The following is a 16,995-nucleotide window of genomic DNA, read 5'->3' on the forward strand; positions in this document are numbered from 1 at the left end:
GCTCGGGATCGGCGTAGCGTGGGGCCATGACCAACGGGCTCGCCGACACGCTCAGCCCCTACCTGCGGGCGCACGCCGACAACCCCGTCGACTGGTACCCGTGGGGGCCCGAAGCCTTCGCCGAGGCGCAGCGCCGAGACGTGCCGTTGCTGATCTCCATCGGCTACTCGACCTGTCACTGGTGCCACGTGATGGCGAGGGAGTCGTTCGCCGACCCGGTCACCGCCGCGCTGATCAACCGCGACTTCGTGGCGGTGAAGGTCGACCGTGAGGAGCACCCAGACGTCGACGGCGCCTACATGGCCGCGGCATCCGCGTTCACGCAGAATCTCGGCTGGCCGCTGACGGTGTTCACGACGCCGCGAGGGCGCACCTTCTACGCCGGCACGTACTGGCCTCCCGAGGCACGGCAGCCGATGCCGGCGTTCCGCGACGTGCTCGCGGCGGTGAACGAGGCATGGACCGTGCGCCGCGCGCAGGCCGAGGAATCGGCGGATGCCGTGACCGATGCTCTCTCGAGAGCGGCGGCTTCGACGCCCTCCGATCTGCCGGATGCGGCGGCCCTCGCCGCGGCCGCCGACACCATCGCCCAGCGCGAGGACACGCTGTTCGGCGGGTTCGGCGGCGCACCCAAGTTCCCCGTCGCGACGACGCTGTGCCTGCTGCAGACATCGCTGGTGCGGCGAGAGGCTCCGGATGCCGGCGCGGCGGCCGGTCGGGCGCTCGCCGCGATGGCGGCATCCGATCTGCGCGACGCCGACGGCGGGTTCTTCCGCTACGCGACGCAGCGCGACTGGACGATTCCGCACTACGAACGGATGCTGACCGACAACGCCCAGCTGCTGGTGGTCGCGCTCGATGCGGGTGAGGAGGCGACCGCTCGGGGTGTCGCGGACTTCCTCCTGAACACTCTGCGCCGTGAGGGCGGCGGCTTCGGCGCCGCGCAGGACTCGGAATCGTGGATCGACGGGCAGCGCAGCGAGGGCGGGTACTACCTGCGGCCGGTGCCGGAGCGGGCGGGGCTCGAGCCGCCGGCCGTCGACGGCAAGGTCATCACGGGCTGGAACGGTCTGGCCGTCGCCGCGCTCGCTCGTGCGGGTGCCGCGCTCGGAGAGAGCTCGTGGGTGCAGGCCGCGGTCGACGCCGCCGCGTTCGTGCTGCGGGTCAACCGGGATTCCACGGGAGCGCTCGTGCGCACGTCTCTCGACGGCATCGCGTCGGGGGCGGTCGCGACGGCCGCCGATGTCGCGCTGCTCGCCGACGGTCTGTTCGCGCTGGCCGTGGCCACGGGCGAGGCGGCGTGGGCCGTCGAGGCACGTGCGCTGCTCGACACGGCGATCGAGGGACTCGACGGCGACCCCCTGCTCGCCGCGCACGGCATCGCCGCATCGCCCGACCAGACCGACGGAGATCTGCCGTCGGACGCGGCGGCCGTGGCTGCCGCCTCCCTCACGGCGTGGCGGCTCGGCGCGGGGGACCGCTATCGGGAGGCGGCCGCCGAACGCGTGCGCCAGCACGCCGCGCAGGCCGTGTCGCAGCCGTTCGCGCACGGCAGTCTGCTGCGGGTGGCAGCGGGTCTCGTCGATGCACCGAGGCAGCTCGTCGTCGTCACGCAGACGCCCGACGGTGCACTCGCGTCCGCTGCACGTGCGGCCGACGCGGACGTGATCGCGATCGTCACCCCCGCACAGGCGGGGGCGTTCGCGGAGGCCGGCTTCGAGCTGTTCGAGGGCAAGAGCGACGCGGGGGAGCTGGCGTTCGACTGCCGATCGTTCGTGTGTCGGCTGCCGGCGAGCGACCCCGCCGAGCTTCCCCTCTCGCGCTGACTCGTCAGCGAGCGTTGCGCGGGTGCTGCCGTGCGGTGCGCTCGGTCCCACGGCGGTAATCGCCGGTCAGCCGTGCCATCAGCAGCTGCGCATCGCCCCGCTCGACCTGAGCGAGGAACTCGGCCGCCTTGGCACCCCGCAGCACGGTCGCCGTGACCCCGTGGTGGCGGATCACGACGTCGTCGCCGCGCACCGCGAACTCGAAACCTGACGGGCTGCCCATGCTGCGATCGTAGACCGCCCGCGGAGCCGCGTAGGCTGTGCAGTCTGCTCATCGGTTCTGTGATTCCACCCCGCCGGTTGCGCGCGTTGCGCACCGGATGCTGCACCGATTGCCCACCTTCCGATATCCGGTCTAGTGTTGCGCGACAGCAGGCGCCGCCACCAGGGGCGCCGCTGGATCACAGCAAGGATGCTCTGAGAATGCCCCTCCCCACCCGTGCCGGCCTCGACGCCGTGCCCGCCTACCGCCAGGGGCGCTCCGCCCCGGCCGGCGCCTCGAAGCTCTCGTCCAACGAGTCGCCGCACCCGCCCCTCCCGTCCGTCGTCGAGGCGGTGCAGCAGCGGCTCGGCTCGATCCACCGCTATCCCGACATGAGCGCCGCGGTACTCCGTGAGCGCCTGGCCGAGCGCTACGACGTCGACCCCGCCGTCGTCACCGTCGGCGCGGGCTCGGTCGAGCTCGCGTCCCAGCTCATCCATGCGGTCGCCGGTGAGGGCGACGAGGTGATGTTCGCCTGGCGCTCGTTCGAGGCGTACCCGTCGCTGGTGCGCATCGCCGGGGCGACTCCCGTCGCGGTGCCGCTGAACTCCGACCACGCGCACGACCTCGACGCGATGCTCGCCGCGATCACCCCTCGCACGCGCCTGATCTTCGTGTGCAACCCCAACAATCCGACCGGGACGGTCGTCGGGGCCGCAGAGCTCGAGGCTTTCGTGGCCGCAGTGCCGCGCGATGTGCTCGTCGTCATCGACGAGGCCTACGTGCACTTCGATCGCACCGAGTCGTACGGCGCGGGTGTCGAGCTGTTCCACCGGCATCCGCACGTCGCCGTGCTGCACACGTTCTCGAAGGCCTACGGACTCGCGGGCCTGCGCATCGGCTACGCGCTCGCCCCCGTCGAGATCGCCGAGAACCAGCGCAAGGTCGCGGTGCCGTTCGGCGTGACCGACCTCGCGCAGACGGCCGCCCTCGCCTCGCTCGACGCCGAGGGCGAGCTCGCCGTGCGCATCGATGAGGTCGTCGTGCAGCGCGATCGACTCCACTCGCTGCTCGTCGCGGCGGGGTGGCCCGCCGTCGCGTCCCAGGCGAACTTCGTATGGGTGCCGGCCGGTGATCGCCCCGACGAACTCGAGCTCCTGCTGCGTGAGGGCGGCGTGATCACGCGGGCCTTCCCCGGTGAGGGCGTGCGCATCTCCGCAGGATCCGCCGAAGACATCGACCGCGTGCAGGCCGCGCTCTCCACCCAGACCGCTCCGCAGGAGGCACGCGCATGACCGAGGTCCCCACCACCACGACGACGACCAAGGGGCTGCATCCGGGGCTGACCCGTCGCCGGATCTCGATGATGGGGCTCGGCGGCGCGATCGGCGCGGGTCTCTTCGTGGGCTCGGGACAGGCGATCAGCATCGCCGGTCCCGCCGTGCTCATCTCGTACCTCGTCGCCGGCGGCATCGTGGTGCTGGTCATGGCGATGCTCGCCGAGATGGTCGCCGCCCGACCGAGCTCGGGGGCGTTCAGTTCGTACGCGCAGAAGGCGATGGGACGCAGCGCCGGCAGTGCGGTCGGCTGGCTCTACTGGATCCAGCTGGTCGTCGTGATCGCGGCGGAGGCCACGGGAGCCGGTGGCATCGTCTCGGCCTGGATCCCCGGGATCCCCGCGTGGGTGTGGGTGCTCGTCTTCGTCGTGGCGCTGACGGCCGTGAACCTGTTCGGTGTGCGCAACTACGGCACGTTCGAGTTCTGGTTCGCCGCGATCAAGGTCGCCGCGATCATCGTGTTCCTCGTCGTCGGGGTGTGCGCCATCGTCGGCTTCATCCCCGGGGTGCCCGCCACCGGCATCGGCAACCTCGTCGACAACGGAGGCTTCGCCCCGAACGGCATGACCGGTATCGCGGCCGCCCTTCTGATCGTGGTCTTCGCGTTCGGAGGCACCGAGGTCGTGGCGATCGCGGCCGCCGAGTCCGACGACCCCGCTCGCAACATCCGCCGCATCGTGCGCGAGGTTCTCGTGCGCATCCTGATCTTCTACGTCGGCTCGATCTTCGTGATCGTGTCGGTGCTGCCGTGGAACGACCCGGCCGTCAAGGACGGTCCCTTCTCCGCGGTGCTCGACACGCTGCAGCTGCCCGGCGTCGGCCTCGTGATGGACGTCATCGTCGTGATCGCACTGCTGTCGGCCATGAACGCGAACATCTACGGGGCGTCGCGCATGGCCTACTCGCTCGGCGAACGCGGTCTGGCGCCTCTCGCGGCGACCCGCACCACCCGCAACGGCGTGCCCGTCGTGGCCGTCCTCGCCTCGGTCGCGTTCGGGTTCATCACGGTGGGACTCAACTGGGCGTTCCCCGACGTGGTGCTCCCGGCGCTCCTCAACGTCGTCGGGTCGACGCTGCTGGTCATCTGGACCGCAACGGCTGTGTCGCAGATCATCCTCCGCCGCCGCGCCGATCGCACGGGCGAGCGGATGCCGATGCGCATGTGGGGCTTCCCCTGGCTGTCGTGGCTGTGCCTGGCGCTGCTCGCCGGCGTGATCGCACTCACGATGATCGACGACGCCGCGCGCGTGCAGCTGCTGCTCACCATCGGGCTCACCGTCGTCCTGCTGGTCGTCGCCCGCCTCACGCGCGACGTCTCGCGACCCGGCGTCGCCAGGGAGCGCGGGGGAGCGGTCGAGGACTGATCATGCGTATCGATCGCCTCGACGCCGAGCTCATCCGGATGCTCACGGAGTCGCCGCAGCTGCCGATCCTGGAGTGCGCGCGCCGACTCGGCATCGCCCGCGGCACGGCGACCAGCCGTCTCGCCCGTCTGCACGAGGGCGGGGTGATCGAGGCGATCGTGCCGCGGGTCGACCCTGCGGGCTTCGGGTACGGCGTGGTGGCGTTCTGTCTCGTCGAGATCGACCAGAAGGTCGGTCATGACGATGTCGCCTCCGCGCTCGCCGACGCGGTGCCCGAGATCGTCGACATGCACACCGTGACCGGGGCGAGCGACATGCAGCTGCGGCTGGTCGCCCGCGACGCGACGCAGCTGCAGGAGGTGCTCGACCGCGTCGCGCTCGTGCCGGGCGTCTCGCGCACGGCGTCGTCGATCGCGATGCGCACTCACCTGTCGGGTCGGGTGCTGCCGCTGGTCGAGCACGTCGCGGGAGACGTCGACTGAGGCCTCGGCTGCGGTGTCGACGGACGCCTCAGATCCAGCCCGGCATCCAGTTGTGCAGCAGCCAGAAGTCGTAGGGAACGCTCATCCCGGTCCACACGGGATAGAAGAACGCGGAGATCAGCACCACCACGGCGAGGAAGATGAACACCGTGCGTTCGCCGGACTGCCGTCGATGCAGGGGATCCTCCCGCCGCCCGGCGATCTGACGCAGCACGACGGCGAGTCCGATCACGAGGAACGGCGCCATCGCCACCGTGTAGAACTGGAAGATCGTGCGCTCGGGGAACAGCAGCCAGGGCACGTAGGTCGCCGCGAGCCCGACCAGCGGGAACGTGAGCGCCGGTCCGACCGGCGTCCGGTCGAACCAGCCCCGCACGAGCCGGTAGATGAGGTAGACGGCTGCCGCGACTCCGGCGTACCAGATGATCGGGTTCGGGATCGTCGAGATCACGGCGATGCAGTGATCGACGCCGCAGGGCCCTGGGTCGGATCCCACCCACACCGCCGTGGGGCGCAGCAGGAACGGCCACTCCCAGGCGGGGCTCGCATACGGGTGGCCCTTGATGAGCCCGACGTGGAAGTTCAGGATCGCCTCGTGATAGTTCCACAGCGCGATCAGCGGATTCGGGTCGCTCTGGCGCGCATAGCCGCCCGAGGTCACCAGCCATCCCGTCCAGCTGGCGAGATACACCCCGAGCGCGGGGAACACGAGCAGCACGAACGACACCGGGCCCTGGCGGAACGCGGCGGCGGTCGGCCACAGCACCACTCCGGCGCGGCGTCTCGCGAGAGCATCCGTGACCACGACGTAGAGCCCGAAGGCGGCGAGGGCGTAGAGGCCGGACCACTTCACGGCGCAGGCGGCGCCGAGAGCGAGGCCTGCGGCGATCAGCCACGGGCGGCGCCACAGCACCGGCCCCCACAGGGGGTCGGGAGAGTCGGGGTCCGCCCGCTCGAGCACGGGGATCACCCGGTCGCGGTCGTACAGGATGAACAGTGCTCCGAGCATCAGGAAGAACGTCAGCGGACCGTCGAGCAGGGCGGTGCGGCTCATCACGATGCTGAGGCCGTCGATCGCCAGCAGGGTTCCGGCGACGGTGGCGACGACGATCGATCCGGTCAGGCGGCGGGCGACCAGGTAGACGAGCAGCACGGTCGCGGTGCCGAGCAGCGCGACGGCGATCCGCCACCCGACGGTGTTGTCGGGGCCGCCGACGGCCATGCCGAGAGCGATCAGCCATTTGCCGAGGGGCGGATGCACGATGAACGAGCCCACATCCGACAGCGGCAGCTCCTGCAGGGTGATGAACGCCTCATTGGCGTCCTTGCCCCAGGTGCCCTCGTACCCCAGGGTCCACAGCGACCACGCGTCCTTGACGTAGTAGGTCTCGTCGAACGCGAGCTGGTGCGGATGTCCGAGGTTGACCAGGCGCAGCACCGCGGCCAGAGCGGTCACGACGAGGGGCGCGAACCAGCGCAGCATCCGTCCCCAGTCGGGGTTGTGCAGGATGCGGTCTCGCAGCTGCCCGTAGCGCGTCAGTCGCTCCTCGGGAGGAGGCAGCAGGGGCACGGGCGCGGTCACCGCTCCAGCCTAGACAACCCGCCCCTGAGGTCCCGCCTAAGCTGGGCGGGTGATCATCCTCGCCGCAACACCGATCGGAAACCTCGGGGATGTCTCGCGTCGCCTCGTCGAAGTGCTGGAGAACGCCGAGGTCGTCGTCGCGGAGGACACACGCACCACCGGACGGCTGCTGCAGGCGCTGCAGATCACCAATCGGCCGCGGCTGATCGCACTGCACGACCACAACGAGAAGCAGAAGGCCGCCGAGCTCGCGGCGCTCGCCGTCGAGACCGATGTCGTCGTGGTCAGCGATGCCGGGATGCCGGCGATCAGCGACCCCGGCTACGGACTCGTCGCCGAGGCCGTCGCGCAGGGCGTGACGGTGACGGCGATCCCGGGGCCCAGTGCCGTGCTGATGGCGCTGTCGATCTCGGGACTGCCGACGGACCGCTTCACCTTCGAGGGGTTCCTTCCGCGAAAGCCCGGCGAGCGGTGCTCGACCCTGCGCGCGCTCGCCGCAGAACCCCGCACGATGGTCTTCTTCGAGTCGCCCGCGCGCCTCGCCTCGTCGCTCGCCGACATGGGGGCGGCCTTCGGTGACGACCGCCGCATCGCGGTGTGCCGCGAGCTCACCAAGTTCTACGAGGAGGTGCGCCGCGGCACGTCGGCCGAGCTCGTCGAGTGGGCGACAGCGGGGGTCAAGGGTGAGATCGTCGTCGTGGTCGAGGGCGCGCCCCATCGCGAGGCGTCGGCGGACGACGCGCTCGCGCAGGTGCATAAGCTCGTGGCATCCGGAGTGCGTCTGAAGGAGGCGTGCGCCGAGGTCGCCGCGGCCACAGGCCTGTCGTCCCGCGACCTCTACCAGGCAGCACTCGCGGCCCGCAGCTCGTGACGGCTCACAGCTGATGACGGTCGAGGCCGATGCCGACATCGCGGCGGCGTACGACGCGCGGGCGATGGAGTACGTCGCGGTGGCCGGCACGATCGAGCAGATGGATGCTCGGGATGCGGTCGTCATCGCCGCCTGGCGTGACGGCACACCAGGCCTGTTGTTGGATGCGGGATGCGGCCCCGGGCATTGGACGGAGTTCCTGTCGCGCGATGGGCGCGCAGTGCAGGGGATCGACCTCTCGGCGGAGTTCGTCGCGACCGCGCGCGCCGACCATCCCGGCATCCGGTTCGACCTCGGTTCGTTCCGCGACCTGCCGGTCGAGGCAGGGTCGGTCGGCGGCATCCTCGCCTGGTACTCGCTGATCCACACCCCGCCCCACGACGTGTCCGGGGTTCTCGACGAGTTCACCCGTGTGCTCGCCCCCGGCGGCAGCATCCTCATCGGGTTCTTCGACGGAGAGCCGCGCGAGGCGTTCGCGCACGCCGTCGCCCCTGCGTACTTCTGGTCCGTCGACGCGCTCGCCGATGTCCTCGCCGACGCGGGGCTCGAGGTCGTGTCGAGCGAGACCCGCGGCAGGGAGCCCGGCGAGATCAGCGCCCGCCCCCACGGCTCGCTCATCGCCCGCGCGGCGGCGGGTACCCTGGTGCACACGCAACCGGAGGAGGACCGAGCGTGAGCAAGAAGGCGACCGTCTACGACGTCGCAGAGCGCGCCGGAGTGTCGATCGCCACGGTCTCACGCGTGCTGAGGCAGCCGGATGCCGTGCGCCCCGCCACCCGCGAACGGGTGCTCGACTCCGTCTCGGAGCTCGGGTACGTGCCCAGCGGCAGCGCTCGCGGCCTGGCCGAACGCCGCACCGGAGTGCTGGGCCTCTACTTCCCGGGGTTCGACGCGTCGGAGGACGCCCCGGTGCTCGACGTCCTCGCCGAGGGGCAAGCCGACGCGCCGCCGTTCACGGTCGAGCGGGCATCGGACGACGTGGATGCGCCGCATCCGACCATGCTGTTCCTCGACGAGGTGCTGCGCGGTGCCGAGCTCGAGGCCTGGAAGCAGGGCTTCGTGCTCATGATCGGCGTCGGCCGAGGTGATCCCGCACGGGAGACCGTGCGCGACATCGCCGGTCGCGTCGACGGGCTGATGGTGCTCGCGCAGAGCGTGCCGGACGACGTGCTCGCCCGACTCGCTCAGCGGATCCCCGTGGTCGTGCTCTCGGGGCCGGCGCGCGGCGACAGCTACGATCACGTGACGGTCAACAACGCCGAGGCGATGACCGAGCTGACCCGTCTCGTGCTCGCGCAGGCCGACCGCGGGGGGATCGCCTTCCTCGGCGGCCCCGAAGACTCTCCCGACGGCGCACAGCGGTGGGAGGGGTTCGCTGCCGCCGTCGCCGAGGCGGGGCTCTCGATCGACGACGTGACCGTGCTCCGCGGCGACTTCACCCGCGCATCGGGCCAGGCCGCCGCCGAACAGCTCATCTCCCGCGGGGCGCCGTCGGTGCTGGTCGCGGCGAACGACCAGATGGCTCTCGGGGCGATCGACGCGTTCCGCTCGGCGGGCATCCGCGTGCCCGACGACGTGAGGGTCACCGGCTTCGACGGCCTCGAGGCGGCCGCGCTGTCACGGCCTGCTCTGACGACCGTTCGCCAGCCGATGATCGACCTCGGTCGTGCCGCGGTGCAGCTGCTCGCACGGCGCCTCGAGCAGCCGGATGCCGATCCGATGACAGTGCGTCTGCCGTTGCAGATCCTCGTCCGCGAGAGCTCGCAGCGCCCCGGGTAGTCGAGAGTTCGGCACCGCCCGTTCAGGCCCGGTCGTGCAGCGTGATGCGGTAGCCGTCAGGGTCGGCGAACGTGAAGGTGCGACCGAACGGGCCGTCGACCGGATCCGCCACGATCGTGTGTCCATCGGCGGCGAGTGAGTCGTGGATCTCCTGCACATCGGTCGCGTGCAGCCAGATCGCGGCGCCGATCCCCGGCTGATCGACTCCGTCGAGGTCGGTACCCGGCGCGAGATCCCGCAGCGCGAACGCGATCGGCGTCGTCTCGAAGACGACGGCGTGCGGGGGACCGGCCTGCGAGCGGACGAGGCCGAGGTACTTCTCGTAGAAGGCCTGGGAGGCGCTGAGGTCGCGGGTCTGGAGGGAGACGAAGTCGGGGCCGGTGACGGGCATGATGAGACTCTTTCGCTAGTTTGTGTCAGTTATCTGACATGCATCAACCTATGTCAGACTACTGACATGAGTCAAGACGGAGCGGGCATCGACCTGGACACATCGCTCGGGTATCTGCTCAAGGAGGCCGCGAGCGCGCTTCGCGCGGCGATGGAAGAGGTGCTGCGCCCGCTCGGGATGACCATCACGCACTACTCCTGCCTCGAACTGCTCGCTCAGCGCCCCGGCCTGTCGAACTCGGAACTCGCCCGTGGCGCGTTCGTCACGAGGCAGTCGATGAACGTTCTGCTGCAGGGGCTCGAGCGCGATGGTTTTGTCACGAGGCCCGCCGAGCCTCCCGCAGGCAAGGCCCTCCCGACGACGCTCACCCCGCAGGGCAGGCAGAGCCTGGCGGCGGCGACGGCTGCGGTGCGATCCGTCGAGGTCAGGATGCTGTCGGGCATGACGGATGCCGAGCAGGCGGCGGCATTCCGGGCGCTCCGGAGCATGACGCACTCACTGCGCGGCGGCACCGAGTAGCACCGGGTCTGGCACCGCTCCCAGCGTGCAACGCCTTGCATCTCCCGAATGTATGCGCTTACAATCAATCATGCGGCTCCGGCCGCGGGGCGCCCCCGACTCGCGGGACCCCCTTCATGACACAGACGACATGAGGTGGCAGTGTGGCGAAGACGCACATGCTCCGACGCTGGCGGAGAGCCGCGATCGTGGGACTGGCGGCAGCAGCCGTCGTGCTCAGCGGATGCAGCATCCAGATCAGTTCGCAGCCCGATCCATCGATCGGCGACGACACGATGCTCATCAATGCGGACAAGGGAAACCCGTTCTTCACGCGGAACTTCAACCCGTATCTGACCAACACGCGCACCGCGTCGCGGTGGATCTACGAGCCGCTGATCCTGGTGAACCCGCTCGACGGAACCCAGAACCCGTGGCTGGCGAGCGACTGGTCGCAGCCCGACGCCCGCACGATCGTGATGACGATCCGCGATGACGTCGAGTGGAGTGACGGCGAGAAGCTGACGCCCGATGACGTGGCGTTCACGTTCCAGCTGCTCAAGGACAACCCCTCGCTCGACATCAAGGGTGCCTGGCAGCACCTCGAGTCCGTCGAGACCGACGGGAACGACGTCATCATGCACCTGCAGACCGATGACGCTCCGTCGCTGCCGATCCTCGGCCAGACCATGATCGTCCCCGAGCACCTCTGGGCCGACGTCAAGGACCCCGGGACCTACCGCAACGAGAACCCGGTCGGCACCGGCCCGTTCGTGCTCGGCAACTACAACGACCAGCAGTACTCGGTCGACAAGAACCCCGACTACTGGCAGGCCGACAAGATCGAGATCGAGCACATCATCCTGCCGTCCACGAACTCCCAGCTCGACACCGTCACGCGCGGCTACGACTGGGCCTACTCGTTCATCTCCGATGTCGAGGGCACGTGGGGTGCAGCCAGCGAGCACAACGCCTGGTGGTTCCCGCCCGGTGGCGTGATCGCGCTGATGCCGAACCTCGAGGTCGCGCCGTTCGACGACGTGAACGTGCGCCGAGGCATCGCCCTCTCGCTCGACCGCGAGGAGATCGCCGAGACCGCCTCGGAGGGCTACATGCAGCCCGCTGGCCAGACCGGACTCATCCTCCCCAACCAGGAGGAGTACCTGGATCCGAGCATCCCCGATGGGGGCATGATCACCCAGGACACGGATGCCGCACTCGACGCGTTCGCCGAAGCGGGTTACACGCTCGACGGCGACCGACTCGTCGGAGCAGACGGAAAGCAGCTCGAATTCGCGCTGACCACGGCCAACGGATTCTCCGACTGGACCCGCGCGGCGCAGACCGTGCAGAGCCAGCTGGCGAAGGTCGGCGTCAAGGTGACGCTCAAGCTCCCGCAGCCGGCCGGCTACCAGAGCGCCATCAGCAACGGCGACTTCGAGATGGCCATCGGCGGCATGGGCAACGGCGACGTCTACCAGGCCTACAACAACCTGCTCTCGAGCGAGTTCTACGTGCCCTCCGGCGAAGCCACCGCGAACAACTTCGAGCGGTACCGCTCGGACGAGGCGGACGCGCTGCTCAAGGAGTACCGCGAGACGGTCGACACCGCACGTCAGGCAGAGATCGTGAAGGAGCTGCAGGGAATCGTCTACGACGAGATGCCCGTCATCGGTCTCTACTACGGCGGCATCTGGGGCCTGTTCAACGACTCCAAGTTCACCGGATGGCCCTCAGAGGACGACCCGTACATGATCCCGCAGAACTACGACTCGGCACCGCTGGGCATCTTCACCCGGCTCGAGCGCGTGAAGGAGGATGACCGATGAAGTACGTCCTCCAGAAGGTCGGGCTGTTCGTCCTCACGCTGTGGGCGGCCGTCACGCTGAACTTCTTCCTTCCGCGTCTCATGCCCGGTTCCCCGGCCGACGCCGCGATCGCGAAGCTCTCGCAGAACGGACCCGTGTCCGATGCGACGCGCGCCGCGATCGAGGCCCAGCTCGGTGTTCCCACCGGGTCGATCTGGGACCAGTACGTGGCCTACCTCGGTCAGGTCGCCCGACTCGACTTCGGCGTCTCGTACACGTTCTACCCGCAGACCGTGTCGAGCATGGTCTCGACCGCGCTGCCCTACACGATCGGCCTGGTCGGCATCGTCACGATCCTCGCGTTCGTGATCGGCACGCTGATCGGCACCGCCGCGGCCTGGCGCCGCGGTACGTGGTTGGACTCGCTGCCGACGCTGACCGGCTCGTTCCTCAGCACCTTCCCGTACTTCTGGACAGCGCTGCTGCTGCTGTTCTTCTTCGGCTACGTGCTGCACTGGTTCCCGACGACGGGTGCCTACTCGGCGACCACCACGCCGGGCTTCACCTGGGACTTCTTGATCGACCTCGTGCAGCATGCGATCCTCCCGGCGGTGACGATCCTGTTGACGTCACTCGGCGGATGGATCATCGGCATGCGCAACGCGATGATCAACACGCTGGGTGACGACTACGTGACCTTCGCCGAGGCGAACGGTCTGCACGGTCGCACGATCGCCCTCCGCTACGCCGCACGAAACGCGATCCTGCCGAACCTCACCGGCTTCGGGCTCACGCTCGGCGGAGTGGTCGGCGGATCGATCCTCGTGGAGCAGGTGTTCGGGTATCCCGGCATCGGATATCTGCTCTTCAACGCCGTGATCGGGCAGGACTACCCGCTCATGCAGGCGCTCTTCCTGATGATCACCGTGAGCGTGCTCGTCGCCAACTTCCTCGTCGACATCCTGTACGGCGTGCTGGATCCAAGGACCCGCCGATGACCTCCACCATGAATGTCAAGGTTCCCTCCGACCGGATCGCGGCTCCCAGCCCGTGGCGTTCGTTCGCCCGGATGGTGGGCACGCTCTGGTCCAACGGCAAGGCCCGCCTGGGCCTCGTCATCCTCGGTCTGTTCGTGCTCGTCGCGGTGTTCGCTCCGCTGATCGCGCCCTACGGCCCGAAGGACAACTCGTTCGAGCGCAACGCCGACGCGTCGGCCGCGCACTGGCTCGGGACCACGGCCGCGGGCGAAGACGTCCTGAGTCAGCTGATCTACGGTTCGCAGATCAGCCTGCTGGTCGGCATGGCCGCCGGTCTCCTCTCGACGATCGTCGCGGTGCTGATCGGACTCAGCTGGGGCTACATGCGCGGCTTCGCGGGAGAGGTGGTCGGCTTCATCGTCAACCTCTTCCTCGTGATCCCGGGCCTTCCCCTGATGATCGTGATCGCCGCCTACCTGCAGAACGGCGGCATCCTGATGATCATCGCGGTGATCGTCGTCACCGGCTGGGCGTGGGGCGCGCGTGTGCTGCGCAGCCAGACCCAGTCGCTCCGGGGCAACGACTTCGTCACCTCGGCGCAGTTCTCGGGCGACAGCCGGGCGCGCATCGTGTTCCGCGAGATCCTGCCGAACATGACGTCGATCATCGCGGGCACGCTCTTCGGGGCGGCGACCGCGGCGATCCTCGCCGAGGCGGGCCTCGAGTTCCTCGGTCTCGGAGACTCGAGCATCGTCAGCTGGGGCACCATGCTCTACTGGGCGCAGAACTCCAACTCGCTGCTCACCGGGCAGTGGCTGCTGCTGTTCGCCCCCGGTCTCTGCATCGCCCTGCTCGCTCTGAGCCTGACACTGATCAACTTCGGCGTGGACGGAATCTCCAATCCGCGCCTGCGAGAGGGGAAGGGACGATGAGCGCCATGGAAGCGAACACTCCCACGGACGACGTGCTGCTGGATGTCCAGGGGCTGTCCGTCGAGTACGCATCGCCCGGCACGAAGCCTGTCACCGCGGTCGAGAACGTCTCGTTCACACTGCGTCGCGGCGAGTTCGTCGGACTCGTGGGCGAATCGGGCTCGGGCAAGTCGACGCTCGGCTTCGCGCTGACACGACTGCAGAAGCCGCCGGCCCGGATCAGCGGAGGACGGATCCTCTTCGACGGTCACGACATCCGCGAGCTGAACGCCGAGGAGCTGCGCCGCCAGCGTCAGGGTGGATTCGCGATGGTGCTGCAGTCGGGCATGAACGCGCTGAACCCTGTCCGCACGATCGGCAACCACTTCCAGGACATCTTCGCGGCTCACGGGCACGTCGCCCGCGAGAGTCGGGGTGCCAGGGCGCGCGAGCTGGTCGGCAAGGTCAGGCTCGACCCGGTGGTGCTCTCCCGGTACCCGGGTGAGCTCTCGGGCGGTATGCGCCAGCGCGCCTCGATCGCGCTCGCTCTGTCGCTCGAGCCGCAGCTGATGGTGTTCGACGAGCCGACGACCGCTCTCGACGTGCTCGTGCAGCACGCCGTGATGGACACGATCAAGGATCTGCAGCGCTCCGAGCACTTCACCGCGATCCTCATCAGCCACGACCTGGGCATCGTGCTCGAGGCGACCGACCGCGTGATGGTGATGCACGAGGGGCGGATCGTCGAAGACGCGCCGAGCCTCGACATCCTGCACCGTCCGCAGGACGAGTACACCCGGATGCTGTTGAGCCACTACGCCGATCCCCGGGCCGAGTCGATCTCGATCCCCGGGTTCGTCGACCTCGGCACCCGACGCCGCGAGGGACACTCGCGCACCGACCTCACCGAGACCCTGCCCACGGTGTCGCAGCGAGACACCCGACGGGCCGATGCCGCGATCGTGGTCGAGGGGGTGTCGAAGCGCTACCCGGCCCCCCGTCGCGGGGAGAAGCCGGTGACCGCCGTCGACGATGTGTCCTTCCGGCTCGAACCCGGTGAGGCACTGGCTCTCGTCGGGGCCTCCGGATCGGGAAAGTCGACGATCGCGAAGCTCATCACCGGAGTCGAGAAGCCGACCGAGGGCGCCGTGCGCTTCGGAGACGTCGACGTCGCGACCCTGAGGCGCAAGGGTCTGCGCGACCTGCGCAAGGACGTGCAGATGGTGTTCCAGGACCCGTATGCGGCGCTGAACCCGCTGCACACGGTGGAGTACGCGCTGAGCCGGCCGATCCGCAACTACACGCCGCTCCGAGGCGAGGAGGCGAGGGCCCGCGTGCTCGATCTCCTCGAGACGGTGGGCCTGACGCCCGTGGAGCAGTTCGCAGCCAAGCTGCCGCACCAGCTGTCGGGTGGACAGCGTCAGCGCGTGGTCATCGCCCGGGCGCTCGCGAGCGATCCGCAGGTGCTGATCGCCGACGAGCCCGTGTCGATGCTCGACGTGTCGCTGCGTGCGGGTGTGCTCGCCCTGCTCGAGGATCTGCGCGAGAGGTGGGGCATCAGCATGCTCTACATCACCCACGATCTGCTCAGCGCGCGCCTCGTCACCGAGAACATCCTCGTGCTCAACAGCGGTCGCGTCGTCGAACGCGGCGAGACCTCTCAGGTGCTTCAGCATCCGGAGGACGAGTACACCGTGCAGCTGCTCGACGCCGTGCCCAACCCGGCACGTGCCGAGCGCTGACCGAAGACCCATCGCAAGACGAAAGGAGCACTCGTGCTCACATTCCCTGACGGCTTTCTCTGGGGAGCTGCGACCGCAGCCCATCAGGTGGAGGGGAACAACACGACCAGCAACTGGTGGGCGATGGAGCATGCTCCGGGCTCGCCGATGGTCGAGCCCTCGGGCGACGCCGCCGACCACTTCCACCGGTACCCGGAGGACATGCGTCTGCTGGCTGACGCCGGTCTGAACTCGTACCGCTTCTCGATGGAGTGGGCCCGCATCGAGCCGGAGCGCGGCTTCGTGTCTCGCGCGATGCTGGACCACTACCGCCGCATGATCGACACGGCGCGCGAGAACGGGCTCGACCCCACGGTCACGCTGATGCACTTCACGGTGCCGCAGTGGTTCCAGAAGGACGGCTTCTGGCGTGCGGATGACGCGGTCGACCTGTTCTCGCGCTATGTCGAGACGGTGCTCCCGATCCTCGAGGGTGTGACGTACGTCTGCACGATCAACGAGCCGAACATCGCGGCGATGCTCGCCGGGGGAGAGGATGCGGCCAACCTCGTCGCGTTCGGGCTGCCGAACCCCGACCTCGCCGTCGCGGACACGCTGCTCGATGCGCACCACCGCGCCTCCGAGATCCTGCACTCCGTCTCGGGTGTGCGGGCCGGATGGACGATCGCGACGCAGGCCTTCCACTCCACGGGCGAGCCCGGGGCCGACGAGATGCTCGCCGAGTACGGCGACCCTCGCGATCACTGGTATCTCGACCAGTCGGCCGGCGACGACTTCGTCGGCGTGCAGGCGTACACGCGCACCTTCATCGGGCCGGAGGGCCCGCGGCCGGTCGCCGATGACGTCGAGACCACCCTCACCGGGTGGGAGTTCTTCCCCGAGGCGCTCGAGATGGGCGTGCGCAGCGCCTGGGAGCGCAGCGGCGGCGTGCCCGTGCTCGTGACCGAGAACGGCATCGCGACCGGCGACGACACGCGCCGCATCGCCTACACGCAGGGCGCCCTCGAGGGACTCCACCGCGCGATCTCCGACGGCATCGAGGTGAAGGCGTACCAGCACTGGAGCGCGCTCGACAACTACGAGTGGGCCAGCGGATTCCGTCCGACGTTCGGTCTGATCGGCTTCGACCACGAGACGTTCGAGCGCTCCCCGAAGCCCTCGCTCGCCTGGCTCGGCGAGGTCGCGCGTCGTAACGGGCTCTGAGCCGGACGACCCCGGGGCTCTG

At 69.2% G+C, this 16,995-nt stretch carries 16 protein-coding genes; 13 read left to right on the forward strand and 3 right to left on the reverse strand.

Annotated elements, in window-relative coordinates; all coding sequences use genetic code 11:
- The first annotated feature begins 26 nt into the window (after positions 1-26).
- Positions 27-1,826: a thioredoxin domain-containing protein gene (locus ACTJKH_RS02420; RefSeq protein WP_440735613.1), complete on the forward strand. Its 1,800-nt coding sequence runs from the start codon at positions 27-29 to the stop codon at positions 1,824-1,826.
- Between the two features lie 4 nt (positions 1,827-1,830).
- Here ACTJKH_RS02420 and ACTJKH_RS02425 read toward each other — a convergent pair whose 3' ends face one another.
- The gene (locus tag ACTJKH_RS02425; RefSeq protein ID WP_440735614.1) at positions 1,831-2,049 is read right to left on the reverse strand and encodes a hypothetical protein; all 219 of its coding nucleotides are present in this window, start codon (positions 2,047-2,049) and stop codon (positions 1,831-1,833) included.
- Positions 2,050-2,249: 200 nt separating this feature from the next.
- Between ACTJKH_RS02425 and hisC the strand changes: the two genes are divergently transcribed.
- Genes hisC through ACTJKH_RS02440 form a run of 3 tightly spaced genes read left to right on the forward strand, consistent with a single transcriptional unit; the run spans position 2,250 to position 5,211 of the window.
- Positions 2,250-3,323: a histidinol-phosphate transaminase gene (gene hisC / locus ACTJKH_RS02430; protein ID WP_440735615.1), complete on the forward strand. Its 1,074-nt coding sequence runs from the start codon at positions 2,250-2,252 to the stop codon at positions 3,321-3,323.
- Positions 3,320-4,729, forward strand: a complete 1,410-nt coding sequence (locus ACTJKH_RS02435) for an amino acid permease (protein WP_440735616.1) — start codon at positions 3,320-3,322, stop codon at positions 4,727-4,729. Before hisC ends, ACTJKH_RS02435 begins: the two co-directional genes overlap by 4 nt.
- 2 nt (positions 4,730-4,731) lie before the next feature.
- Positions 4,732-5,211 carry an Lrp/AsnC family transcriptional regulator gene (locus ACTJKH_RS02440; protein WP_210098517.1) on the forward strand — a complete coding sequence of 160 codons (480 nt, stop codon included), beginning with the start codon at positions 4,732-4,734 and terminating at the stop codon, positions 5,209-5,211.
- A 28-nt stretch (positions 5,212-5,239) separates the two neighbouring features.
- Here the strand turns inward: ACTJKH_RS02440 and ACTJKH_RS02445 are convergent, their stop codons facing one another.
- Entirely contained in the window at positions 5,240-6,793 is a 1,554-nt protein-coding gene (locus tag ACTJKH_RS02445; protein WP_440735617.1) for a dolichyl-phosphate-mannose--protein mannosyltransferase, read from the reverse strand.
- A 49-nt stretch (positions 6,794-6,842) separates the two neighbouring features.
- On the opposite strand from ACTJKH_RS02445, the gene rsmI reads away from it, so the two are divergent.
- Genes rsmI through ACTJKH_RS02460 form a run of 3 tightly spaced genes read left to right on the forward strand, consistent with a single transcriptional unit; the run spans position 6,843 to position 9,443 of the window.
- Entirely contained in the window at positions 6,843-7,664 is an 822-nt protein-coding gene (gene rsmI / locus ACTJKH_RS02450; protein WP_440735618.1) for a 16S rRNA (cytidine(1402)-2'-O)-methyltransferase, read from the forward strand.
- A gap of 13 nt (positions 7,665-7,677) precedes the next feature.
- The gene (locus ACTJKH_RS02455) at positions 7,678-8,340 is read left to right on the forward strand and encodes a class I SAM-dependent methyltransferase (RefSeq protein WP_440735619.1); all 663 of its coding nucleotides are present in this window, start codon (positions 7,678-7,680) and stop codon (positions 8,338-8,340) included.
- Positions 8,337-9,443, forward strand: coding sequence for a LacI family DNA-binding transcriptional regulator (locus ACTJKH_RS02460; protein WP_440735620.1), 1,107 nt, complete (start codon positions 8,337-8,339; stop codon positions 9,441-9,443). Before ACTJKH_RS02455 ends, ACTJKH_RS02460 begins: the two co-directional genes overlap by 4 nt.
- 22 nt (positions 9,444-9,465) lie before the next feature.
- On the opposite strand, the gene ACTJKH_RS02465 is transcribed toward ACTJKH_RS02460, so the two are convergent.
- A complete protein-coding gene (locus tag ACTJKH_RS02465; protein WP_440735621.1) occupies positions 9,466-9,834 on the reverse strand; it encodes a VOC family protein in 369 nt (122 codons plus the stop codon).
- Between the two features lie 66 nt (positions 9,835-9,900).
- Here ACTJKH_RS02465 and ACTJKH_RS02470 point away from each other — a divergent pair, with 66 nt between their 5' ends.
- The 6 genes from ACTJKH_RS02470 to ACTJKH_RS02495 all read left to right on the forward strand — a co-directional run bounded on the left by ACTJKH_RS02470 (position 9,901) and on the right by ACTJKH_RS02495 (position 16,973).
- The gene (locus ACTJKH_RS02470) at positions 9,901-10,353 is read left to right on the forward strand and encodes a MarR family winged helix-turn-helix transcriptional regulator (RefSeq protein ID WP_440735622.1); all 453 of its coding nucleotides are present in this window, start codon (positions 9,901-9,903) and stop codon (positions 10,351-10,353) included.
- 143 nt (positions 10,354-10,496) lie between these two features.
- On the forward strand, positions 10,497-12,161 hold the full coding sequence (locus ACTJKH_RS02475; protein ID WP_440735623.1) for an ABC transporter substrate-binding protein: 1,665 nt from the start codon (positions 10,497-10,499) through the stop codon (positions 12,159-12,161).
- On the forward strand, positions 12,158-13,138 hold the full coding sequence (locus ACTJKH_RS02480; protein ID WP_440735624.1) for an ABC transporter permease: 981 nt from the start codon (positions 12,158-12,160) through the stop codon (positions 13,136-13,138). The genes ACTJKH_RS02475 and ACTJKH_RS02480 overlap by 4 nt, the downstream gene beginning before the upstream one ends.
- Positions 13,135-14,049: an ABC transporter permease gene (locus tag ACTJKH_RS02485; protein ID WP_210098510.1), complete on the forward strand. Its 915-nt coding sequence runs from the start codon at positions 13,135-13,137 to the stop codon at positions 14,047-14,049. Before ACTJKH_RS02480 ends, ACTJKH_RS02485 begins: the two co-directional genes overlap by 4 nt.
- 5 nt (positions 14,050-14,054) lie before the next feature.
- On the forward strand, positions 14,055-15,770 hold the full coding sequence (locus ACTJKH_RS02490; protein WP_440735625.1) for an ABC transporter ATP-binding protein: 1,716 nt from the start codon (positions 14,055-14,057) through the stop codon (positions 15,768-15,770).
- Between the two features lie 33 nt (positions 15,771-15,803).
- On the forward strand, positions 15,804-16,973 hold the full coding sequence (locus ACTJKH_RS02495; RefSeq protein ID WP_440735626.1) for a glycoside hydrolase family 1 protein: 1,170 nt from the start codon (positions 15,804-15,806) through the stop codon (positions 16,971-16,973).
- Positions 16,974-16,995 lie beyond the last annotated feature (22 nt).

The sequence above is a fragment of the Microbacterium sp. 22215 genome (genome assembly GCF_052045655.1).
Lineage (GTDB): Bacteria > Actinomycetota > Actinomycetes > Actinomycetales > Microbacteriaceae > Microbacterium > Microbacterium phyllosphaerae.